The sequence below is a fragment of the Pseudomonas sp. HAR-UPW-AIA-41 genome (genome assembly GCF_002304225.1).
Taxonomy (GTDB): Bacteria; Pseudomonadota; Gammaproteobacteria; order Pseudomonadales; family Pseudomonadaceae; genus Aquipseudomonas.
In genome coordinates this window covers 358,250-378,569 of sequence record NZ_NSLB01000004.1, presented here as the reverse complement: position 1 = coordinate 378,569, position 20,320 = coordinate 358,250, and the positions used below count along the sequence as shown (strand labels likewise).

Here is a 20,320-nt window from a genome sequence, read left to right as displayed (position 1 = left end):
CTCCCGCGGTGGCGTGCAGCGCGCGCGTCAGCTGGCCCGGCAGTTCCGTTCCTATCTTCGCGGCAAGGCCACTGAGGCGGTGGCTGACCCAGAGCATCCGCGCTGGCTCGGTTGTCTGCTGGCCTTCGCCTACCCGGACCGCATCGCCCGTCAGCGCCGCGCCGGCGGGGCCGAGTACCGCCTGGCCAATGGCCGCGCGGCGCTGTTTGCCGAGGCCGATGCGCTGATGAAGCACGAGTGGCTGGTGATCGCCGATCTGGGCAGTCGTCAGGGCCAGCGCGAGGAGCGCATCTATCTGGCCGCCGATCTGGAGCCTGCGCTGTTCGACGGGCCGCTGGCCGAGCAGGTCCGTGAACTGGATGTGCTCGACTGGGACGAACGCGAGGGCGTGCTGCGCGCCGAGCGCCAGCGCAAGGTCGGCGAACTGGTGCTCGATAGCCGCGCCTTGCCGCAGCTGGACGAGGCCGCACGCGGCCGCGCGTTGCTCGCTCTGGTCAGGCGCAAGGGCCTGGAACTGCTGGCGTGGACGCCGGAGCTGCGCCAGTGGCAGGCCCGCATCGCGCTGTTGCGGCGGCTCGATCTGGAGCAGAAGGGCGAGAGCGAGTGGCCGGATCTCTCCGATGCGGCGCTGCGTGATTCACTGGAGGAGTGGTTGCTGCCGTTTCTGGGCAAGGTCAGCCGGCTCAGTCACTTTGCCAGTCTCGATCTGCCGGCCATGCTCGCGGCCCTGTTGCCCTGGCCGCTGCCACAACGCCTCGATGAGCTGGCGCCGAAGGCCCTCAACGTGCCGTCCGGCTCGCGCATTGCCATCGATTACAGCGAACAGCCGCCGGTGCTGGCGGTGCGCCTGCAGGAACTGTTCGGTCTGGCCGAGACGCCGCGTATTGCCGGTGGCCGGCAGAGCGTGCTGCTGCACCTGCTGTCGCCGGCGCGCCGGCCGGTGCAGGTGACTCAGGATCTGGCCAGCTTCTGGGCCAATACCTATACCGAGGTGAAGAAGGACCTCAAGGGCCGCTACCCCAAACACTACTGGCCGGATGACCCACTGATCGCCGAGCCCACGGCACGGGCCAAGCCGCGCAAGTAGCGCCTTTCTCAGTCCGGCGCGTGGCGGCGCTGGATCTGGCGGATGCGCTCGCGGGTTTCCTCGTTGGCGCCGGGGCCGGCGCTCAGGCCGATGTCGGCCAGCTCCAGCGGATTGCCCTGCTGATCCTGAAAACTCAGCGGTGCCAGCGGTGTGCGGGTATGGCGGTTGACCAGCACCACGGGCGGCCCCTCGGCCTGCGGGTACCAGCGGTCACCCCATTGCAGCAGGCTGACGATGATGGCCTGAACCTCGCGCCCCTTGGCGGTCAGGTGGTAGTCGACGCTGCTGCCCTGACTACGCTTCTCCAGAATGTCGTGCTCCATCAGCAGCTTCAGGCGTTTGGACAGAATGCTCTTGGACATGCCCAGGTGGCGCTGAAAGTCGTCGAACTTGCGGGTGCCCCATAGCGCTTCGCGAATGATCAGCACATTCCACCAGTCGCCCAGCACATCCAGAGCCCGGGCAATCGAGCAATTGCGGTCCTCAAAACTCACTCTTTCCATGCGGCGCTCCTGACGATCGGTCAATGGCACGACTTTAACAGGGGTTGACAGGTTCTATTACAGAACCTATCGTCAATTTCAGGTTTTATAATGAAACCAGTAGTCGTCAACGTCAAATCCGAGGAGCGATCAACATGAGCCCAATTCTGCCCATTAGTCTGGCGGCCGTTATCGCCGCCAGCGTCGTGCTTCCCGCTCAGGCGGCTCAGCCAGACTGCCTGACCAACGAGATCGAGTCAGAACTGATCGACAGCCGCCTGGCCCTGGGAGCCGGTCTCTGCCATCTCGATGCCATGACGTCCAGCCCGGATCAGGCGCTGGCGCATGCCCAGTACGCCTACAGCTGGTTTGTCCGCGCCGAGCAGGAACAGGCCGGTAGCGCGGCTGAGCCGTTGCAGCTCGTCCGTCAGCGCCTGCAGGCCCTTGAGCGTCAGGGGCGTGCCCCTGCACTGACAGCCCAGAACAGTCACTGAACCCCCCGCGCCGGCCGGTCTGTTGCTGATCGGGCCGTCGGCCGCGAGTCATACCCCCTGTCAAGAAAGGAAAAACCATGAGTCGCGAACAAAACATGTCCTGTATCGAGGTTGGCGAGCCGCAGCACTGGATGAACTACCGGTTTGCCCATCCCTTGCTGCCGCGCCCGGCCAAGGGCAAGCACTTTCTCAAGGATGAGCTGGGGCTGAGCGGGATGGAAATCTCCATCAATTCGCTGCCTGCCGGGATCGCGATGCCGTTCTGGCACAGCCATCGCCTCAACGAGGAGGTGTATGTCTTCCTCAGTGGCGAGGGAGAGTTCTGTGTAGATGAACGCATTGTTCCGGTGGGGCCGGGTTCCGTGGTGCGGGTTGCTCCCGAGGGTCAGCGCTGCTGGCGCAACACCGGCAAGGAGCCGTTGAACTATCTGGTGATCCAGGCCCGGGCCGGGAGTATGGACGGTGCCACCATCGAGGATGGGGTGCCGACGCCGGGCAATCCCTGGATGTGACGGGAGCTCAGAGACTGAGGTCTTCGCCGGCCGCGCGCAGGGTCTCGTAGGCGCGGTCGAGATCATCGCGCAACTGCCGGCTGTTGGGTGCGGCCCTGGAAATGATCAGCTTGATCGGCAGCCGGTGCAGGGTGATGAACGGCAGTGGCGGCTGGTTGCGGGTCTGCAGTTCGCGCTCCACCGGGCTCTGGTAGTCGATGAGGAACTCGCCGCGGCGCAGTTCCAGCATGGCCAGGGCCGAGGCGTGGCTGCTGGTCTGGGTCGGTTTGATGCCCAGCTGCGGATCTTTCAGCCAGTCGGATACGGGCGGGCGGTAGGTATAGCCCGTCAGCAGGATGACCCGTTTGTCGCGCAGGTCTTCGGGCAGTGCGGGGGCCGGCGTGTCGCTGCGGTGGTAGAGATTGAGATTGACCTCGGCGACCTGATAGCGGCTTTCCAGGGTCAGCCCCTTGAGCTGCGGCACGCCCGGTGCACCCGGCCACAGATGCATGCTGCCATCGGCCAGGCCTGCGTAGAGGCGGGCACTCGGTGCGGTACGGAAGTCAGCAGGGTAGCCAGCCTGCTTGAGCAGGCGCTGGGTCAGACGGATGATGCTGCCATCCGGCAGGCCTTCGGCATTGGTGAAGCTGTAGGGCGGAAACTCAAGATAGCGCACAGCTACGGTTTCGCGTTGCGGCACCCCGGCCAGGCTTAGTGAGCTGACCAGCAGCAGGCACAGGGCGGCCATGCTCGGCAGGCGCCGGGGCAGGCGCGGGCTGTGCAGCACGGCGTGGGCAAAGGCAGGGTTTGGCGGCATCGTTTCCCGGCGGCTTATGGCCGTCTTGTTTTCGGGCTGTTTTTCAGGTGCTTGTTTCGAGCATGGGCAATGCTCCCGCCGCTGTCCAGTCGCGAGCCTGAACTATGCTTGGGCCATGCCCGGCGCCTGCGCGTCGGCAGTAAGTCGAGGGCGATGCGATGGACGAGCCGGTAATTGCACAAAAAGCACCCTATGCCGTGGCGGTAGAAGCCGGGCAGGATTATTTCTGGTGTCGCTGCGGGCGCAGTGCCAAGCAGCCGTTCTGCGATGGTGCGCACAAGGGCAGCGGGCTGACGCCGCTGAAATTCCACGCTGAGCAGAGCAAAACCCTGTATTTCTGTGGCTGCAAACACAGTCAGACGCCGCCGCTGTGCGATGGCAGTCACCAGCAGTTGTGAGTTGAGTCCGGGGGGAGTCATGCCGCACAAGGTTTTTCACAGCAAGGTATTCGATCGCAAGGTGGTACTGGTTACCGGCGGTTGCGCGGGGATTGGCCGTGCTCTGGTGATGCGTTTTGCCCAGGCCGGAGCGCGTCTGGTGATACTTGATCTGCAACAGAGCGAGCTGGATTTTCTGGTGCAGCACCTGCGCGATCAGTTCAATGCCGAGGCGCTGGGGCTGGCCTGCGACGTAGCCGATGCCGCGGCGGTCAATCAGGCGGTGGCGCTGGCCAGTGAACGTTTCGGCGGCATCGACGTGCTGATCAACAATGCCGGCATCACCCATCGCAGTACTTTTTCCGAGACCGATCTGGCGGTGTTCCAGCGGGTCATGGCGGTCAACTATTTCGGTGCCCTGCATTGCACCCTGGCGGCCTTCGACAGCCTGGTCAACCGTCATGGTCAGGTGATCGTGCTGAGCTCCCTGTCGGGCTTTGCTCCGCTGCTGTACCGCAGCGCCTACAACGCCAGCAAGCATGCGCTGCATGGCTTGTTCGAGACCCTGCGCTACGAGCTCAAGGGCTCGGGGGTGAATGTGATGCTGGTCTGTCCCGGCTTCACCGCCACCGACCTGCGCAAGAACGCGCTGGTCGGCGACGCGGCCGCAGCACGGCCGCCGCTGGCCATGGGCCGGGTGGCTTCGGCACAGGATGTGGCCGAGGAAATCTACCTGGCGGCGATCAAGCGCAAGCGTCTTCTGGTGCTGTCCAACGTAAACTGGCGGGCCCGCCTGCTGGCGCGTTACTTCCCCCGCCTGTTCGAGCGGGCGCTGCTGCCGCGGATGTCCGGGCTCAAGCCGGAGCGCAACAGAACCTGAACAGCCTGCTAGTGGTCGCGTGGCTCAAGTTGCGGGCGTTGTTCCAGCAGCATGAAGTAACGGAACACCACCACGCTGACGAATAGTTGCAGCAGGCCGCTCAGGCTGCCGCTGATTACATCGGCGGCCGGCTCGGCGCTGAAGCGCTCGGCCAGCCAGGCACCCAGCAGCCACAGCGGAATCAGCGCGCTGAAGATGCAGCCGGCCAGCGGCAGAAACTGCCCGCGAACCAGGCGGATGCTGCCGCGCATGGCGTCCAACGGCGACTGGCCGCGCAGCACCAGCAGGTACTCGGCAAAGGCCAGCAGGACGATGAGGATCATCCCCGGCAGCAGCATCAGGCTCATCCCCAGCATGATCAGTACGGAACTCAGTGCCGTGAGCAGGGCGAAGCCCGGCCACAGCTGCAGGGCGCGCCCGAACAGCTCCGCGGCGGTTACCTCGCGACCCTGACTGCGGGCCTCGAGAAAGAGGATCAGCATGCTGGTGTAGAGCGGGTAGAACAGCACCCCGAAGAGCAATTGCAGAGCGCCTTCGGGCCAGTGGCCGAACTGGTCGCGCAAGGCCAGCTCGCTGAGGCGTTCAAGCAGCAGCAGCGGCAGGCAGAGCTGAGCGATACGCAGGAAATTGTGGCTGTAGAAATAGGCCGCTTCGCGCAGCACTCGCAGGGCATTCATGGGCAGGCCATCAGCAATGGGCATGCTGTAACTCTAACAGGCCGTTGAAAAACTATCTGCGTTGCCCGCGCTGCGTTAAAAACAGGCTCAAAATGCTCATTTACCACTCGTAAACTGCGCTTTTTCGCCTGTTTTTGCCTTGCGCTGGCGGCCTCGCCAACGTTTTTCAACGGCCTGTTGGCGTCGCGTCGATCGGCTCCATGCGGGGACGGTCAACAAAGCCTGCATGGCCGGCGCATCCGGCGCATAATCGCCGCCTCCCTGACGCGATCCGGACATCAAACGCCCCGTGAAGACCATTGCCCTGTTCGCCGATGTGCAGAACCTCTACTACACCGTCCGCCAGGCCCATGGTTGCCACTTCAACTACAGCGCCCTGTGGCAGGAAGTGGCGGCGCGCGGGCAGATCGTCGAGGCCTATGCCTATGCCATCGATCGTGGCGATGCCAAGCAGCAGGGCTTTCAGCAGATCCTGCGCAACCTCGGTTTCACCGTGAAGCTCAAGCCCTATATCCAGCGCAGCGACGGCTCGGCCAAGGGCGACTGGGATGTCGGCATTACCCTGGATGTGATCGAAGTGGCGGCGCGGGTCGACGAGATTGTCCTGGCTTCCGGCGATGGCGATTTCGATCAGTTGTTGGAGCGGGCCCGGCTGCGCTTCGGCACCCGCTCACTGGTCTACGGCGTCCCTGGCCTTACTGCTCAGGCGCTGCTGCGCGCGGCCGATGACTACCGGCCCATTGAAGGCACACTGCTGTTGCGTTGAACTGCAGCAGACCCAACGACCGGCTCAGGGTTTGAGGTACCAGCCCCAGGGCTCGTCGCTCAGGTACTCGGTAACCTGCTTGACCTCCAGGTAGTTCTCCAGCCCCCAGCGCCCGAGTTCGCGACCGATACCACTTTGCTTCATGCCGCCCCAGGGGGCCTGGGTGAAGGTCGGTTGCGAGCAGTTGATCCAGAGAATGCCGGCCCGTAGCTGATTGGCCACGCGGGCAGCCCGCTGCGGATCTTTGGACATGACCGCAGCCGCCAGACCGAAGGGACTGTCGTTGGCCAGTCGCACGGCCTCCTCCTCGCGCTTGAAACGGCGCACGCAGAGCACCGGGCCGAAGATTTCCTCGCGCCACAGGCGGCTGTCCAGTGGTGGGTCGAGGAAGATGGTCGGCTCCAGAAAGTAGCCCTGCGGCAGGTCGCGCGGACGATGGCCGCCGGTCAGCAGTTGCGCGTGCTGGCGGCCCTCGCGGATGAAGTCCAATACCTTGGCATGCTGCCCGGCACTGACCAGCGGGCCGAGTAACACTCCGGGCTGCAGGCCGTTGCCGATGGTGATGCGGCGGGCTTCGCTGACCAGTCGCTCGAGCAGGGTGTCGGCCAGACTGTCCTCCACCAGCAGGCGTGAAGTGGCGCTGCACACCTGTCCCTGGTTCCAGAATATGCCGAACAGGATCCACTCCACGGCAGCGTCGATATCGCTGTCGGCGAATACGATGAAGGGCGACTTTCCGCCCAGCTCCAGGCTGACGTTCTTGATGTCCTGAGCGGCTGCCGACATGATCCGGCTGCCGGTAGGTACACTGCCGGTGAATGCCAGTTTGTCCACCTGCGGGTGCTGCGCGAGGGGCGCGCCAGCCTCGCTGCCCAGTCCGCTGAGTACGTTCAGCACACCCGGCGGTAGTCCGATCTGCTCGGCGCAGGCGGCCAGCTCCAGAGCGCTCAGCGGAGTCAGTTCGGACGGTTTGAGCACGCAGGTGGCGCCGGCCGCCAATGCCGGAGCGACTTTCCAGGCAGCCATCAGCAGGGGGTAGTTCCACGGAATGATCTGTCCGGCCACGCCCACCGGTTCGTGACGGATGCGGCAGCGAAAGCGCGGGTCGGGCAGTTCCAGCGGGCTGTCCTGACGGGGATCCAGTTCTCGCGCCAGTCCGGCGTAGTAGCGGAAACAGCCGATGGCGTCGGCCACATCCCACTGCGCTTCGGGCAGCGGCTTGCCGTTGTCGCGTACCTCCAGCACGGCCAGCTCATCCTGGCGCTGTTCCAGCGCATCAGCCAGCCGCTCCAGCCACACGGCGCGCTCGGCGCCGCTGCTGTGTCCCCAGTCGCCGTCGAAGGCGCGACGCGCTGCACGCACGGCATGGTCGACATCTTCTTCGGTGGCTGCCGCAACCCGGGTGAAACGCTGTCCGTTGCTGGGGTCGATCACGTCGAGGTAATTGCCCAGATCCGGGCTGACCCACTGACCATTGATGTAAAGCTGATCACGCATGGGGCTTATCTCCTTGCGGAAGGCGGCGGTTTTCCAGGGCACGAGCGGTGAACAGCATGGCCATCGAGGCGACCAGAATCACCGTGGAGATGGCATTGATCTCGGGGGTGATGCCCCGTCGGATCGAGGAGAAGATGTAGATCGGCAAGGTGGTTTCCGATCCGGCGACGAAGAACGCCACGATGAAATCGTCAAAACTGAAGGTGAACGCCAGCAGAAAGCCCGCGAGGATGGCCGGGGCGATCTGCGGCAGCACTACTCGGCGGAAGGTCTCCAGTGGCGGAGCGTAAAGGTCGGCGGAGGCCTCCAGCAGTCGGGTGTCGAGGGCTTCGACGCGGGTGCGGACGATCACCATCACCAGTGCCATGGTGAACAGCGAGTGTGCCGCCACCACGCTGAAGAAACCCATGCGCAGCTTGGGCAGCTCGCCGGGCAGCATCGCCAGCAGGGGGTTGATCAGACCGAACAAACTGATGAAGGCGATCAGCGTAGCAATGCCGATGACAATGCCCGGGACGATGATCGCGCAGTAGGTCAGTGCATCGAACAGCAGGCGCAGGCGCGGCCCGACCCGTTGCAGGCCGAACACGGCCATAGTGCCGAACAGGGTGGCCAGCAGGGCCGAGCACAATGCGATCAGCGCACTGTTGCCCAGTGCTTCCAGCAGAAAGCGATTCGCCACCACGCGCTCGAACCACTGCACCGAGCAGCACTGAAAGCTCAGCGCACTGCGCCCGGCGTTGAAACTGAACAGGATGATCAAAGCAATCGGTGCATACAGAAACAGATAGAGGAAACTCGCATAGCCGCGCAGCCACATCACAGCACCCCCTGTTTCAACGCGTTACCGTAGCGCCGTACCAAGCGCAGATAGAGCGCGATGATGGCCAGCATCATCGCTACCAGGGTCATGGCCACGGCACTGCCGAACGGCCAGTTCTGCGACTGCAGGAACAGGTCCACCAGTGCATTGCCTACGAAGAACACCTTGCCGCCGCCCAGCAGCGCCGGGATCAGGAACTCGCCCATGAGCAGGATGAACACCAGCATGCAGCCGGTGATGATGCCGGGGGCCGAGAGCGGCAGGGTGATTCGTCTCAGGGTCTCGAAGGTACTGGCGCCGAGGTCGGAGGATGCCTCCAGCAGGCGCTTGTCGAGTTTTTCCAGGCTGACGTAGATGGGGAACACCATCAGTGGCAGGTAGCCGTAGACGATGCCGATCAGGACCGCGCCAGGGGTATTGAGCAGGCGGATATTGTCCAGCCCGAGGCTGGCCAGCAGCGCGGGCAGGCCCTTGCCGCCAAGGATATAGATCCAGGCGTAGGTGCGGATCAGAAAGCTGGTCCAGAACGGCACGATCACCAGCGTCAGCAGCAGCGAGCGGTTGCGCTGTGTGCGCACCGCCAGGAAATAGGCCAGTGGGTAGGCGGCGAGCAGGCAGGCGAGGGTGCCCAGCGGGGCCAGCCACAGGGTGTTGGCGAAGGCCTGCCAGCGTGCGCCGAGGTTGGCGTAGTTGGCCAGCGTCAGGGCGGCACTGTAGCCACCACTGTGGCCACGCTCGCCCAGGCTGAATACCAGAATCACCAGTAGAGGCATCAGCAGGAGCAGGCAGAACCACAGCGTTGAGGGCAGGAGGAGGAGCAGGGTCACCCGCCGGCTCAGACTGACAGGTGTCGTGGCGCGAGCAGCGCAGTGCGGCGGCGCAGAGGGGGCGTCGGCTTGGAGTGCAAGCTGCATGGGGGGAACCTTGTCCGGCATCGGTGGAAGGCCGGCGGCATACGCCGCCGGCGTGGGCTCAGGCGGCTTTGAAGCGTGCCATCAGCTCGGCACGCTCGGGGCTTGTGAGGGTGGCGGCGGCGCCAAACTCGAGGCTGCTGAGCAGCTCGGCGGCCGGGTACATGATCGGGTCTTCGAGCACGCTCTTGGGCAGCAGGGCATCGACGCGCTTGTCGCCGCTGGGGTAGCCATGGGCTTCCACCTCGCGCTTGTTTACCTGAGGGTCGAGCAGGAAGTTGATAAAGGCGTAGGCCGCGTCGCGGTGTTCGGCATCCTTGGGAATGGCGAAGAAATCACTCCACAGTTCGCCGCCTTCTCGGCCCAGCGCGAACTGCAGATTCGGCAGGTCACGGTGCAGTTGCGAGCCGTCGCCGGTCCAGCACATGGACATCCAGGCATCGCCGCTGCGCATCGGCGGCTGGTAGTCGGAGCTGATGGCGAACAGATGCGGCTTGACCTCCAGCAGCAGTTTTTCGGCGTCAGCCAGTTCCTTGGGATCCAGCGAATTGAAGCTGTAACCGAAGTACTTGAGCGCGTTACCGATGGCAGTGAGCTGATAGTCGTGGACCATCACGCGGCCGCTGGCTTCACCCTTGGCCAGGTCCCAGAAGGCTTTCCAGCTGTCCGGACGGGACTTGATCTGTTCGCTGTCGTAGACGAAGCCGGTGGTGCCCCAGTTCTTCGGAACGGCATACAGTTTGCCGTCGACGATGCCCTGCGCCATGAAGCGCTTCTCGTAGCTGTCGAGGTTGAAGTTGGGCAGGCGGGCCAGGTCCAGCGGCTCGATCAGACCGAGTTTGACGTAGGTGCTGATGGTGTAGTTGGTCGGGACGAACACATCCCAGCCACTGCCGCCGGCCTGCAGCTTGGCCAGCATTTCTTCGTTGGATCCGAACACGTTCATCTGCACCTGGGCGCCGGTGGCGTCGGCGAAGGCCGTGAAGTTGTTCGGGTTGTGGTAGTTCGGCCAAGTGGCCAGGACCACGCGGTCGCCGATGGCGCCTTTCTCTCCGGCGTAGGCGCGGCTGCTCATCAGCAGTCCCGGCACTTGCGAGGCCAGCACGGCGCTGGCCAGGCCGAGGCCGGTTTTGCCGAGAAAGTCGCGGCGGGTGATGGAACCGTTCTGCCAGCTGCGCAGGTGGTTGAGGAAGGTCTTGCGGTCCATGAGCTGCTCCTGCTTCGGGGGTGTCGGGTTCAGGCGCCGAGCGCCAGGCTGTGTACTGGGTCCCAGGCCACGCGCACGGCGCAGCCATGGCCAAAGGCTCCGCCTTCTGTCTGCGGAACGCGGGCGCAGATCACGCCAAGCGCCTGGGTCTGTACGCGGTATTCGATCTGGTGGCCGAGGAAAATGCGGTCAACAACCTGGCCGGTCAGGCAGAAGGGGCGTTCGGCCTGGCAGTTTGCGGCGCTGATGCTCACTTGCTCTGGTCGCACCGCGATGCTGGCGGCGCAGCCTGGGTTCAGTTCACCGGCATGCTGGCCGCAGCGCGCGGCCAGTTCCAGACCGGCCTCGGTGCGCAGGACGATCTGCGTGCCGTCACGGCGGTCGATATGGCCGTCGATCAGGTTGGCTTCACCAATGAAATCGGCGATGAAACGGTTGGCCGGCTGTTCGTAAAGTTCCTGCGGGCTGGCGTTCTGCAGGATGCGGCCGTTCTGCATCACGCTGATGCTGTCGCTCATTGACAGCGCCTCTTCCTGATCGTGGGTCACCAGCACGAAGGTGATGCCAACCTCGCGCTGCAGGCGCAGCAGCTCGGACTGCATCTCCTTGCGCAGCTTGCGGTCGAGGGCTGACAGCGGCTCGTCGAGCAGCAGCACAGTGGGCTGGTTGACCAGGGCGCGCGCCAGGGCGACACGCTGTTGCTGGCCGCCGGAAAGTTCGTGCGGCTTGCGCTGGCCGAAGCCGGACAGGCGCACCATCTCCAGCGCCTGCTCGGCCATCCGGCGTTCCTGAGCGCGCTCCGGACGTGGCTGACGGTAGCGCAGGCCATAGGCGACGTTGTCCAGCACGCTCAGGTGCGGAAACAGCGCATAGCTCTGGAACACCATGTTCACCGGCCGCTGATGGGCCGGTACGCCCGCCATGTCCCGGCCGCCCACCAGCACGCTGCCACGGGTGGGCTGCTCGAAGCCGGCGATCATCCGCAGGCTGGTGGTCTTGCCACAGCCGGAACCGCCGAGAAAACTGTGAAAGGAGCCCCGGCGCACGCTGAAGCTGACGCCGTCGACCGCGCAGACCGATCCATAGTGTTTGCTGACATCACGGAATTCGATGTCGTGGAGAATCTCGCTCACCGGGGCCTCGCCTGAGTCGTATAGGGACAAGGCGACGCTAACAACCCCCCTCCCGGGGCGTATATATCCCTTCGGGGATAGGCCTCAGGCGCGGGCTTGCTGCAGGTCCGGGAGGTCTGTGGTGCCGGCGCGTCCGGCCAGTTCCTGAACGAACAGACCCAGCAACTCGGCCTGACTGCCGATGTCCAGGCGGGCGTAGAGATTCTTGCGGTGGATCTTCACGGTGCCCGGGCTGATGCCCAGTTGCTCGGCCACCGAGGCGCTCGAGTGACCGCGCAACAGCAGCCGGGCGATTTCCTGCTCGCGTGGCGTGAGCACGCCGGCGCCGAACTCCTCGAAGGCTGCCCGCAGAGGCTGATCCCGGTCACTGGCCGGGCGCGGCTGGCGGCTGCGTTGCTGTTGCCAGGCTTCGAACACCACCTGCTCCACCGCCGGGGCGGCGGCATCCAGCCACTGCAACTCGTCACGGCTGAAGGCCGGGCTGCTCTGTCGGCGCATCAACGAGAGTACGGCGGTAGCGCCGTCGGGCAGGGCAATGAAAAAGGCGATTTCTTCGGTCAGGCCGGTGCGCTGGTAGTAATTGAGGAAGTATTCGCCCAGGTAGAAATGGTCCGGCGCCAGTTGCCGCAGACGGTAGAGACCGGGCGCTGTCCCCGGGTGCAGGCCAGGTAAATGGGGTCGAGCAGATAGGGGCCGGCCTGGTAATCGTCCACATAGATGGCGCGCCGCTCAGGTGAAAAGGTGTCGAACAGCGCCAGGGGGCGGTGGTCGCCTTCGTAGGCGAACAGCACGAAGTGATCCACGGGGCAGAGCGACTCCAGCCACTGGCAGAGTCCGCGCAGGCGGGGGCGGCCGTTGGGAATGGCGAACAGTTGGCTCAGGGCCATGGTCCAGCCTTTCAGTTCCTTGGCGCGCATGTGCGGCTCTCCGATCATTGTGTGCGAGATACTGAACGGTAAAGCAGGGTCCATGCCAAGAGGTGACAGCGCTCTGGCACGGGAGTGCTCGTAGAACGACTGCCTCGCACTGGTGCACGACTGTCACCGATATCCCCAGTGGGAGGCATAACGGAACAGTTTTGGCGCCTGACTGTTCCTGTTCAGGCCTACGACGTCAGTGCAGACTGATCCACCGTGCCGAGTAACCGTCATGACCTCCCGTGCTTCGACCTGGCTGCTTCTGGGTGCCTTTGCCGCCCTGTATCTGATCTGGGGCTCGACCTACCTGGTGATCCGCATCGGCGTCGAATCCTGGCCGCCGCTGCTGATGGCCGGTCTGCGCTTCGTCATTCCTGCACTGCTGTTGCTGCCGTTGCTGCGGCTGCGCGGTGCGCCCTGGCCGACCCGCCGGCAGTGGCTGTACACCGGTGTGCTGGGCGTGTTGCTGCTGAGCATCGGTAACGGCGCGGTGACCGTGGCTGAAGATCTGGGCGTGGCCTCCGGGGTGGCGGCGCTGGCGATTGCCACGGTGCCGCTGTTCACCCTGCTGTTTGGCCTGCTCTGGGGGCAGCGTCCGCGTGCGCTGGAGTGGACCGGGATTGCTCTGGGTCTGCTCGGCATTGCCCTGCTCAATCTGGGTGACAACCTGCAGGCCAGCCCGCTGGGCGCCGCGCTGCTGCTGTCGGCCGCAGCCAGCTGGGCGTTCGGTTCGATGTGGAGCAAGCAGCTCGACCTGCCCCAGGGCTTCATGCTGGTGGCCTGTCAGATGCTCGGCGGCGGCGTGGTGCTGCTGGCCGCCAGCGCGCTGACTGGCGAGCGTCTGGAGCAGGCGCCGAGTCTGGCCGGCTGGGGTGCGTTGCTGTACCTGATCGTGTTCGGCTCGCTGATCGCCTTCAGCGCCTACCTCTATCTGCTCAAGACCGTGCGCCCGGCGGCGGCCACCAGCTATGCCTACGTCAACCCGGTGGTGGCGGTGCTGCTGGGTATCGTCTTTGCCGGCGAACAGATCAATGCGGCCGAATGGCTGGCCATGGCGGTGATTCTCGCCGCCGTGTTGCTCATCGGTCTGCCGCAGTGGCGGGCGCAAAAGCGGGCGGCAGAGTAAACTAGCGGGTCTTTGAGCCTGACCCGGTATTGCCCCATGTCCTTTGCTGCCCTTGGCCTGATCGAGCCGCTGCTCGTCACCCTCAACGCCCTTGATTACCAGACGCCGACGCCGGTGCAGAAAGAGGCGATTCCGGCGGTGCTCAAGGGTCGTGACCTGCTCGCCGCGGCGCAGACCGGCACCGGCAAGACCGCCGGTTTTGCCTTGCCGCTGCTGCAAAAACTGACTATGGAAGGCGCTCAGGTAGCGAGCAACTCGGTACGGGCGCTGGTGCTGGTGCCGACCCGCGAGCTGGCCGAGCAGGTGCAGCAGAGTCTGCTGGCCTATGGGCAGAACCTGCCGCTGCGCTGCTACGCGGTGTACGGCGGGGTGAGCATCAACCCGCAGATGATGAAACTGCGCAAGGGCATCGACATCCTGGTGGCCACGCCCGGTCGTCTGCTGGACCTGTACCGGCAGAACGCCGTGCGTTTCGAACAGCTGCAGGCGCTGGTGCTGGATGAGGCCGACCGCATGCTCGACCTGGGCTTTGCCCGCGAGCTGGACGAGCTGTTCTGCGCCCTGCCGAAAAAGCGCCAGACCCTGTTGTTTTCCGCCACCTTCTCCGACGCTATCCGCGCCATGGCCAAGGAGCTGCTGCGCAACCCGCTGTCGATCGAGGTTAGCCCGCGCAATGCCGCGGCCAAGAGCGTCAAGCAGTGGCTGATTCCGGCGGACAAGAAGCGCAAGGCCGAGCTGTTCCTGCACCTGCTGGGGCAGCAGCGCTGGGGGCAGGTGCTGGTGTTCGCCAAGACGCGCAAGGGGGTTGATGCGCTGGTCGAGGAGCTGCTGGCGCAGGGCGTCAGCGCCGATGCGATTCACGGCGACAAGCCGCAACCCAGCCGTCTGCGCGCGCTGGAGCGGTTCAAGGCCGGTGAGGTGCAGATTCTGGTGGCCACCGATGTCGCCGCCCGCGGTCTGGATATCCACGACCTGCCGCAGGTGGTCAACTTCGACCTGCCCATCGTGGCCGAGGACTATGTGCACCGCATCGGCCGTACCGGGCGTGCGGGGGCGACCGGTGAGGCGATCTCGCTGGTATGTGCCGACGAGGTGGATCAGCTTGCCGCCATCGAGACCCTGATCGGTCAGGTGCTGCAGCGCCGGGACGAGCCGGACTTCATCCCCGATCACCGAGTGCCGCTGACGGCTCCGGGGGGCGCCATTCTGAAAAAGCCGAAGAAGCCCAAGCAGAAGCTGGTTCCCGGCAGCGGTGCGTCGGCGGGTGGCAAGGGCAATATTCACCTGGGCCGCTGGTTCGAGGGCGATGACGATAAGCCCAAGGTCAAGGCGGTGCGGCAGGTGCCCAAGCTGGGCGGTGGTGGGGCCAAGGCGGGGAGTAAGCTCGGTGGCAAACCGGCGGGGAAAAAGCCGCGCTGAGGTTTTTAGGCAAAATGCCTGCTCTGGCAGAAGTTTTTGTTCGCTGGAACCCAGAGCGGGAGGCTGCTCACTGCCGAAGTAGCCGGACAGCATGGGTTTCGCCCTGCTGGGCGAGTTCCTTTTGGCATGGCCCCAAAAGGAACCAAAAGGTCTAGCCCCGTCATCCGGCCCTGCGCTGCGCTCCGGGTGCCTTCGTTCCGTCATTGCTCCGAGGGGCCTCGGCGAAGGGCCATCCCTGGCCCATCGCCGCTTGCGCCGCTCCCTGCGGCTTACCCCTCTACACAACGACTGCTCTCAGCCGGACGAAAGGGGCACCTAGTGCTGCCTGAGAGTCCGAATCAGGCAGTTCAAAGCCATGTCTTCGCCGCGAGGTTACAAGCGCGCCAAACGCCCCTTGCCAGAAGGGCGAACGGAATCGTTGCGCAGAGGGATGAGCGGCCCGGATGGCCGCGAAAGGCGTAAAGGTCCATGGATGGGCCTTGTACGCCGACCCTCGGAGCAATGATGGAGGGAGCGAACCCCGGCGCAGCCGGGGCCGTATGGAGGGGCAAGCGTTTTGCCTTCTTTTGCCGCGACTGGCAAAAGAAGGTCGCCCGGGTGGGCGAAACCCATGCTGTCCGACCACTTCGGCAATAGGCTGAACGTATTGGTTGTTTTGTTGTGTCATTGAAACAAAACGGGCGCCCCAAGGCGCCCGTTTTGTATACAGCTCCGGTATTCAGCCCGGCTGCTGAGTCCGCAGCTTCTCGCTGCGCCCGCGCAGCCACTCCAGCGTCAGCAGCATGACGATGGAAAAACCGATTAGCAGCGTCGCCGCTGCCGCAATGGTCGGCGACAGGTTTTCGCGGATGCCGCTGAACATCTGCCGCGGCAGGGTGGCCTGCTCGGGGCCGGCGAGGAAAAGGGTCACCACCACTTCATCGAACGAGGTGGCAAAGGCGAACAGCGCGCCGGAAATCACCCCGGGGGCGATCAGCGGCAGGGTCACCTTGCGGAACGCCAGCAGTGGCGAGGCACCCATGCTGGCGGCGGCGCGCACCAGGTTGTAGTTGAAACCCTGCAGGGTGGCCGACACGGTGATGATCACGAAGGGCACGCCCAGCACGGCGTGCACCAGGATCAGCGAGATGTAGCTGTTGCCCAGCCCCAGCGGGGCGAAGAACAGGTAGCTGGCGACACCGACAATGACCACCGGGGCGACCATTGGCGAGATCAGCAGACTCATCACCAGCGCCTTGCCGCGGAACTCGCCGCGGGTCAGGCCGATGGCCGCCAGGGTGCCGAAAACCATGGCCAGCAGGGTCGCTGCCGGGGCGACGATCATGCTGTTGGTGAGCGAGCGCATCCACTCGGCAGAGGTGAAGAAATCGGCGTACCAGCGCATGGACAGGCCCTGCAGCGGGTAGACCAGAAAGCTGCCGGAGTTAAACGACAGCGGCACGATCACCAGGATCGGCAGGACCAGGAACAGCAGGACCAGGGCACACAGGCTGCGGTGGGTCCAGAACCAGAGTTTCTCGATCGGGGATTTGTACGGACTGAGCATGTCGATGTTCTCCTGATCAACCCAGACGCAGACGGCTGGCGCCGACCAGCCAGCTGTACACCACGTACAGCAGCATGGTGGCGAGCAGCAGCAGGCCGCCGAGGGCGGTGGCCATGCCCCAGTTGATGGTGCTGTTGGTGTAGAAGGCGACGAAGTAGCTGATCATCTGATCGTTCGGGCTGCCCAGCAGGGCCGGGGTGATGTAGTAGCCGATCGACAGGATGAACACCAGCAGGCAGCCGGCGCCGACACCGGCCACGGTCTGCGGGAAGTACACGCGCCAGAAACTGGCGAACGGGTGGCAGCCGAGCGAGATGGCGGCGCGCATGTAAGTCGGCGATATGCCCTTCATCACGCTGTAGATCGGCAGGATCATGAACGGCAGCATGATGTGCACCATGGAGATGTACACACCGGTGCGGTTGAACACCAGCTGCAGCGGCTGGTCGATGATGCCCAGCGCCATCAGCGTGCTGTTGATCAGGCCGCCGGACTGCAGCAGCACGATCCACGCCGCCACCCGCACCAGAATCGAGGTCCAGAACGGCAGCAGCACCAGAATCATCAGCAGGTTGCTGGTGCGGGTCGGCAGGTTGGCCAGCAGGTAGGCCAGCGGGTAGGCCAGCACCAGGCAGAGCAGGGTGATCACCAGCCCCATCCAGAAGGTGCGGGCGAAGATATCCAGGTAGATCGACTGATCCGGGGTGGCGGCCGCCAGCTCGCCGAGATCGTCGATGCGGTGGTCGAGTGCCGCCAGCAGGTAGTAGCTGGTGAAGGCGCTGCTGTTGCGGCGGATCACCTGCCAGTAGGCGGGGTCACCCCAGCGCTCGTCGAGGTTCTCCAGGGCATCCTTGTAGGAAGCCGGTTCCTGCTTGAACGGCAGGGCGCGTCCGGTCTTGGCCATCAGGCTGCGGTAGCCGGCCAGTTCCATATTCATGCGCTTGGACAGGTCGCCGATGGTCTGCTGCTTGCGCGCTTCGGCCAGATCCACGGCCAGCGCCTTGTACACCGGCTCGGCGGGCAGGCCGCGGCCGTCCCAGCTGGCGATGGCTTCCACGGTGCGCGGCAGGCTGCGTACCACTTCCGGGTTTTCCACGCTCTTGTACAGCAGCAGGGCGATCGGCAGGACGAAGACGACAAAGAGGAACAGCAGCAGCGGCAGGATCAGGCCCTGGGCCTTGAGCCGGTTGATGCGTTCGGCACGCGCCAGCTTCTGCTTCAGCGTCAGTCCGGCGAATTCAGTGAGGGAAACGGTAGTGGCCATCGCGGGCTCCAGAGACACCGGGATAAAACACCCTCGCCCAAGACAGGCGAGGGATGAGAGGGGCTCGGGGCGCCCCTCTCGCAAACCTCTCCGTCAGGAGAGGGCACCACTGTTGAAACTTACTTGGCCGCCCAGGCGTTGAAGCGCTGTTCCAGCTGCTCGCCGTAGTCGGCCCAGAAGGTCACGTCCATGGCCACCTGGTTGGCAATGTTTTCCTTGGTGGTCGGCATGTCCTTGCCCAGCGCCGGGTCCAGCAGCATCACGGCTTTCTTGTTGGCCGGGCCGTAGGCGATGTTGGACGAGTAGACCTTCTGCTGCTGCGGTTGCAGGGTGAAGGCGATGAACTCCTTGGCCAGATCGGCATCCTTGGCACCCTTCGGAATGGCCCAGGAGTCGAAGTCGTAGATGCCGCCGTTCCACACGATCTGCAGGTTGCTTTCCTTCTGCACCGCGGCGATGCGGCCGTTGTAGGCCGAGCTCATGACCACGTCACCGGAGGCGAGGAACTGCGGCGGCTGGGCACCGGCTTCCCACCACTGGATGTGCGGTTTGATCTCGTCGAGTTTCTTGAATGCGCGGTCCTGGCCTTCCTTGGTGGCGAGTACGCCGTAGACGTCTTTCGGCGCCACGCCGTCGGCCATCAGGGCGAATTCCAGAGTGTACTTGGCGCCCTTGCGCAGGCCGCGCTTGCCCGGGAACTTGTTCACGTCCCAGAAATCACTCCAGCCCTGCGGGGCGGTTTTCAGCTTGTCGGCGTTGTAGGCCATGACCGTGGAGTACACGAAGAAACCGATGCCGCACGGCTGGATGGTGCCTTCCACGTAGTCCTTGGGATTGCCGAGGATGGCCGGGTCGATCTCCTCGAACATGCCTTCATCGCAACCACGGGCCAGTTCCGGCGACTCCACTTCGACCAGGTGCCAGGACACGCTGTTGGTGTCGACCATGGCTTTGACCTTGGCCATTTCGCCGTTGTACTCACCGGCGATGATCTTGCCTTTACCGGTGGCTTCCCACGGCTGGTAGAACCCCTTGGTCTGGGCATCCTTGTTGGCGCCGCCGAAGGAAATCACGGTGAGGTCGGCGGCCATGGCCGAGGATGCAGCGGCGAGGCCCAGGGCCAGGCCGGCGAGACTAAAGGTACTGCGGGTTGCGGTGCTCATTGTTGTTGTCTCCACGGTGCAGGGTATGGGGTTTGGCTGTTGTAACGCGTAGCGGGACTACCTCATTCCGCCAGCAGCGGATCGAGGGCGCGGACGTGCTCGACATGCCAGCCCAGCGGCACGACATCGCCCACGCTCAGGGCGGGGTCGAGTTCGGCGATGGGCTGTTTGACGAAGAAGTTCGGGTTGCCGCAGACCTCCATGCGGATGCGCACGTGGTCGCCCAGGTAGATGAACTCGGCGACCCGGCCGCTGAAGCGGTTGGCGCAGTGCTCGCTGGCGGCATTCAGGCGCACACGCTCGGGGCGGATCGACAGGCTGACCGGCTCGCCGCTGGCGCCGACCTTGACCGCCAGGGCCTGGACGTTTTCGCCGCGGGCCAGCTTGACGCTGCAGCGCTCACCGTCGCGGCTGACCAGGGTGCCCGGCAGGCGGTTGTTCTCGCCGATGAAGTGGGCAACGAAGGTGTTGCTCGGTGCCTCGTAGAGGTCACGCGGCGGGGCGATCTGCTGGATCTCGCCCTGATGGAACACGGCCACGCGGTCGGACATGGTCAGGGCTTCGCCCTGGTCGTGGGTCACATAGACCACGGTGACGCCGAGGCGCTCGTGGATGTGCTTGATCTCCATCTGCATGTGTTCGCGCAGCTGCTTGTCCAGCGCGCCGAGCGGTTCGTCCATCAGTACCAGCTGCGGTTCGAACACCAGGGCGCGGGCCAGGGCCACGCGCTGCTGCTGACCCCCGGAAAGCTGGCCGGGGTAGCGGTGGCGGAACTTGTCCAGCTGGACCATGGCCAGCGAGCGCTTGACCCGCTCGGCGATGTCGGTCTTGTTCATGCCGCGCACGGTGAGCGGGAAGGCCATGTTCTCGGCCACCGTCATGTGCGGGAACAGCGCGTAGTTCTGGAACACCATGCCGATGTTGCGCTTGTGCGGCGGCACGTTGTTGATGGCCTTGCCGTCGAGGAGGATTTCCCCGGCGGTGGGGGTTTCAAAACCGGCCAGCATCATCAGGCTGGTGGTCTTGCCGGAGCCGGACGGGCCGAGCAGGGTGAGGAACTCGCCCTTGCGGATATCCAGGTTGAGATCTTTGACGATCAGCGCTTCGCCGTCGTAGCTCTTCTGCACGCCGCGGAAACTGACCAGGATGTCGTTTGCCTGAGAATCGCTCATCACCGCACCTTTTGTTTTTGTCTTGCCGATGAGCAAAGATTAGGTGCGCGGGGGCGTTCAACACATCGGGC

20 protein-coding genes and 1 pseudogene are annotated in these 20,320 nt (G+C 64.5%); 8 read left to right on the top strand and 13 right to left on the bottom strand.

Annotation, left to right across the window (positions count from 1 at the left end):
* On the top strand, positions 1 to 1,087 hold a 1,087-nt coding region (locus CK486_RS11015), incomplete at its 5' end, for an ATP-dependent helicase C-terminal domain-containing protein (protein WP_305885204.1).
* Between the two features lie 8 nt (positions 1,088 to 1,095).
* Here the strand turns inward: CK486_RS11015 and CK486_RS11010 are convergent.
* Complete coding sequence (locus CK486_RS11010; RefSeq protein ID WP_095940336.1) at positions 1,096 to 1,590, bottom strand: helix-turn-helix domain-containing protein; 495 nt, start codon at positions 1,588 to 1,590, stop codon at positions 1,096 to 1,098.
* Positions 1,591 to 1,724: 134 nt separating this feature from the next.
* On the opposite strand from CK486_RS11010, the gene CK486_RS11005 reads away from it, so the two are divergent.
* Together CK486_RS11005 and CK486_RS11000 are read left to right on the top strand one after the other, a co-directional pair.
* Complete coding sequence (locus CK486_RS11005; RefSeq protein WP_095940335.1) at positions 1,725 to 2,063, top strand: hypothetical protein; 339 nt, start codon at positions 1,725 to 1,727, stop codon at positions 2,061 to 2,063.
* Positions 2,064 to 2,140: 77 nt separating this feature from the next.
* Entirely contained in the window at positions 2,141 to 2,575 is a 435-nt protein-coding gene (locus tag CK486_RS11000) for a cupin domain-containing protein (RefSeq protein ID WP_095940334.1), read from the top strand.
* A 7-nt stretch (positions 2,576 to 2,582) separates the two neighbouring features.
* Here the strand turns inward: CK486_RS11000 and CK486_RS10995 are convergent, their stop codons facing one another.
* On the bottom strand, positions 2,583 to 3,371 hold the full coding sequence (locus tag CK486_RS10995; protein WP_095940333.1) for an ABC transporter substrate-binding protein: 789 nt from the start codon (positions 3,369 to 3,371) through the stop codon (positions 2,583 to 2,585).
* A gap of 158 nt (positions 3,372 to 3,529) precedes the next feature.
* Between CK486_RS10995 and CK486_RS10990 the strand changes: the two genes are divergently transcribed.
* Together CK486_RS10990 and CK486_RS10985 are read left to right on the top strand one after the other, a co-directional pair.
* A complete protein-coding gene (locus tag CK486_RS10990) occupies positions 3,530 to 3,769 on the top strand; it encodes a CDGSH iron-sulfur domain-containing protein (protein ID WP_095940332.1) in 240 nt (79 codons plus the stop codon).
* Between the two features lie 19 nt (positions 3,770 to 3,788).
* On the top strand, positions 3,789 to 4,628 hold the full coding sequence (locus tag CK486_RS10985) for an SDR family oxidoreductase (protein WP_095940331.1): 840 nt from the start codon (positions 3,789 to 3,791) through the stop codon (positions 4,626 to 4,628).
* Positions 4,629 to 4,636: 8 nt separating this feature from the next.
* Here the strand turns inward: CK486_RS10985 and CK486_RS10980 are convergent, their stop codons facing one another.
* Positions 4,637 to 5,329 (bottom strand): YciC family protein, encoded by a 693-nt coding sequence (locus CK486_RS10980; RefSeq protein ID WP_256574406.1) that lies wholly within the window; start codon positions 5,327 to 5,329, stop codon positions 4,637 to 4,639.
* A 265-nt stretch (positions 5,330 to 5,594) separates the two neighbouring features.
* On the opposite strand from CK486_RS10980, the gene CK486_RS10975 reads away from it, so the two are divergent.
* Positions 5,595 to 6,071 carry an NYN domain-containing protein gene (locus tag CK486_RS10975; RefSeq protein ID WP_095940330.1) on the top strand — a complete coding sequence of 159 codons (477 nt, stop codon included), beginning with the start codon at positions 5,595 to 5,597 and terminating at the stop codon, positions 6,069 to 6,071.
* Between the two features lie 24 nt (positions 6,072 to 6,095).
* Here CK486_RS10975 and CK486_RS10970 read toward each other — a convergent pair whose 3' ends face one another.
* The 6 genes and pseudogenes from CK486_RS10970 to CK486_RS10945 all read right to left on the bottom strand — a co-directional run bounded on the left by CK486_RS10970 (position 6,096) and on the right by CK486_RS10945 (position 12,559).
* Entirely contained in the window at positions 6,096 to 7,568 is a 1,473-nt protein-coding gene (locus tag CK486_RS10970) for an aldehyde dehydrogenase family protein (RefSeq protein WP_095940329.1), read from the bottom strand.
* The gene (locus tag CK486_RS10965; RefSeq protein ID WP_095940328.1) at positions 7,561 to 8,388 is read right to left on the bottom strand and encodes an ABC transporter permease; all 828 of its coding nucleotides are present in this window, start codon (positions 8,386 to 8,388) and stop codon (positions 7,561 to 7,563) included. The genes CK486_RS10970 and CK486_RS10965 overlap by 8 nt, the downstream gene beginning before the upstream one ends.
* Complete coding sequence (locus CK486_RS10960) at positions 8,388 to 9,305, bottom strand: ABC transporter permease (RefSeq protein WP_095940327.1); 918 nt, start codon at positions 9,303 to 9,305, stop codon at positions 8,388 to 8,390. Before CK486_RS10960 ends, CK486_RS10965 begins: the two co-directional genes overlap by 1 nt.
* Before the next feature lie 58 nt (positions 9,306 to 9,363).
* Complete coding sequence (locus tag CK486_RS10955) at positions 9,364 to 10,509, bottom strand: PotD/PotF family extracellular solute-binding protein (RefSeq protein WP_095940326.1); 1,146 nt, start codon at positions 10,507 to 10,509, stop codon at positions 9,364 to 9,366.
* Between the two features lie 29 nt (positions 10,510 to 10,538).
* The gene (locus tag CK486_RS10950) at positions 10,539 to 11,642 is read right to left on the bottom strand and encodes an ABC transporter ATP-binding protein (RefSeq protein ID WP_095940325.1); all 1,104 of its coding nucleotides are present in this window, start codon (positions 11,640 to 11,642) and stop codon (positions 10,539 to 10,541) included.
* Positions 11,643 to 11,726: 84 nt separating this feature from the next.
* Positions 11,727 to 12,559 (bottom strand): annotated as a pseudogene (locus CK486_RS10945) (LuxR C-terminal-related transcriptional regulator).
* Between the two features lie 232 nt (positions 12,560 to 12,791).
* Between CK486_RS10945 and yedA the strand changes: the two are divergent.
* Together yedA and CK486_RS10935 are read left to right on the top strand one after the other, a co-directional pair.
* The gene (gene yedA / locus CK486_RS10940) at positions 12,792 to 13,685 is read left to right on the top strand and encodes a drug/metabolite exporter YedA (RefSeq protein ID WP_095940324.1); all 894 of its coding nucleotides are present in this window, start codon (positions 12,792 to 12,794) and stop codon (positions 13,683 to 13,685) included.
* Positions 13,686 to 13,721: 36 nt separating this feature from the next.
* Positions 13,722 to 15,104 carry a DEAD/DEAH box helicase gene (locus CK486_RS10935; protein ID WP_095940323.1) on the top strand — a complete coding sequence of 461 codons (1,383 nt, stop codon included), beginning with the start codon at positions 13,722 to 13,724 and terminating at the stop codon, positions 15,102 to 15,104.
* Positions 15,105 to 15,822: 718 nt separating this feature from the next.
* Here the strand turns inward: CK486_RS10935 and CK486_RS10930 are convergent.
* From CK486_RS10930 to CK486_RS10915, 4 genes are all read right to left on the bottom strand, one after another.
* Positions 15,823 to 16,650: an ABC transporter permease gene (locus tag CK486_RS10930; protein ID WP_095940322.1), complete on the bottom strand. Its 828-nt coding sequence runs from the start codon at positions 16,648 to 16,650 to the stop codon at positions 15,823 to 15,825.
* Positions 16,651 to 16,666: 16 nt separating this feature from the next.
* Positions 16,667 to 17,914 (bottom strand): ABC transporter permease, encoded by a 1,248-nt coding sequence (locus CK486_RS10925; RefSeq protein WP_095940321.1) that lies wholly within the window; start codon positions 17,912 to 17,914, stop codon positions 16,667 to 16,669.
* 119 nt (positions 17,915 to 18,033) lie between these two features.
* The gene (locus CK486_RS10920) at positions 18,034 to 19,077 is read right to left on the bottom strand and encodes a polyamine ABC transporter substrate-binding protein (RefSeq protein WP_095940320.1); all 1,044 of its coding nucleotides are present in this window, start codon (positions 19,075 to 19,077) and stop codon (positions 18,034 to 18,036) included.
* Positions 19,078 to 19,139: 62 nt separating this feature from the next.
* Positions 19,140 to 20,249 (bottom strand): ABC transporter ATP-binding protein, encoded by a 1,110-nt coding sequence (locus CK486_RS10915; RefSeq protein ID WP_095940319.1) that lies wholly within the window; start codon positions 20,247 to 20,249, stop codon positions 19,140 to 19,142.
* Positions 20,250 to 20,320: the final 71 nt, after the last annotated feature.

Coding starts and splice junctions, on each gene's coding strand:
- CK486_RS10985 (WP_095940331.1), top strand. CDS start 3,789: ATGCCGCACAAGGTTTTTCACAGCAAGGTATTCGATCGCAAGGTGGTA.
- CK486_RS10930 (WP_095940322.1), bottom strand. CDS start 16,650: ATGCTCAGTCCGTACAAATCCCCGATCGAGAAACTCTGGTTCTGGACC.
- CK486_RS10970 (WP_095940329.1), bottom strand. CDS start 7,568: ATGCGTGATCAGCTTTACATCAATGGTCAGTGGGTCAGCCCGGATCTG.
- CK486_RS10980 (WP_256574406.1), bottom strand. CDS start 5,329: ATGCCCATTGCTGATGGCCTGCCCATGAATGCCCTGCGAGTGCTGCGC.
- CK486_RS11005 (WP_095940335.1), top strand. CDS start 1,725: ATGAGCCCAATTCTGCCCATTAGTCTGGCGGCCGTTATCGCCGCCAGC.
- yedA (WP_095940324.1), top strand. CDS start 12,792: ATGACCTCCCGTGCTTCGACCTGGCTGCTTCTGGGTGCCTTTGCCGCC.
- CK486_RS10990 (WP_095940332.1), top strand. CDS start 3,530: ATGGACGAGCCGGTAATTGCACAAAAAGCACCCTATGCCGTGGCGGTA.
- CK486_RS10960 (WP_095940327.1), bottom strand. CDS start 9,305: ATGCAGCTTGCACTCCAAGCCGACGCCCCCTCTGCGCCGCCGCACTGC.
- CK486_RS10935 (WP_095940323.1), top strand. CDS start 13,722: ATGTCCTTTGCTGCCCTTGGCCTGATCGAGCCGCTGCTCGTCACCCTC.
- CK486_RS10995 (WP_095940333.1), bottom strand. CDS start 3,371: ATGCCGCCAAACCCTGCCTTTGCCCACGCCGTGCTGCACAGCCCGCGC.
- CK486_RS11010 (WP_095940336.1), bottom strand. CDS start 1,590: ATGGAAAGAGTGAGTTTTGAGGACCGCAATTGCTCGATTGCCCGGGCT.
- CK486_RS10965 (WP_095940328.1), bottom strand. CDS start 8,388: ATGTGGCTGCGCGGCTATGCGAGTTTCCTCTATCTGTTTCTGTATGCA.
- CK486_RS10925 (WP_095940321.1), bottom strand. CDS start 17,914: ATGGCCACTACCGTTTCCCTCACTGAATTCGCCGGACTGACGCTGAAG.
- CK486_RS10915 (WP_095940319.1), bottom strand. CDS start 20,249: ATGAGCGATTCTCAGGCAAACGACATCCTGGTCAGTTTCCGCGGCGTG.
- CK486_RS11000 (WP_095940334.1), top strand. CDS start 2,141: ATGAGTCGCGAACAAAACATGTCCTGTATCGAGGTTGGCGAGCCGCAG.
- CK486_RS10955 (WP_095940326.1), bottom strand. CDS start 10,509: ATGGACCGCAAGACCTTCCTCAACCACCTGCGCAGCTGGCAGAACGGT.
- CK486_RS10920 (WP_095940320.1), bottom strand. CDS start 19,077: ATGAGCACCGCAACCCGCAGTACCTTTAGTCTCGCCGGCCTGGCCCTG.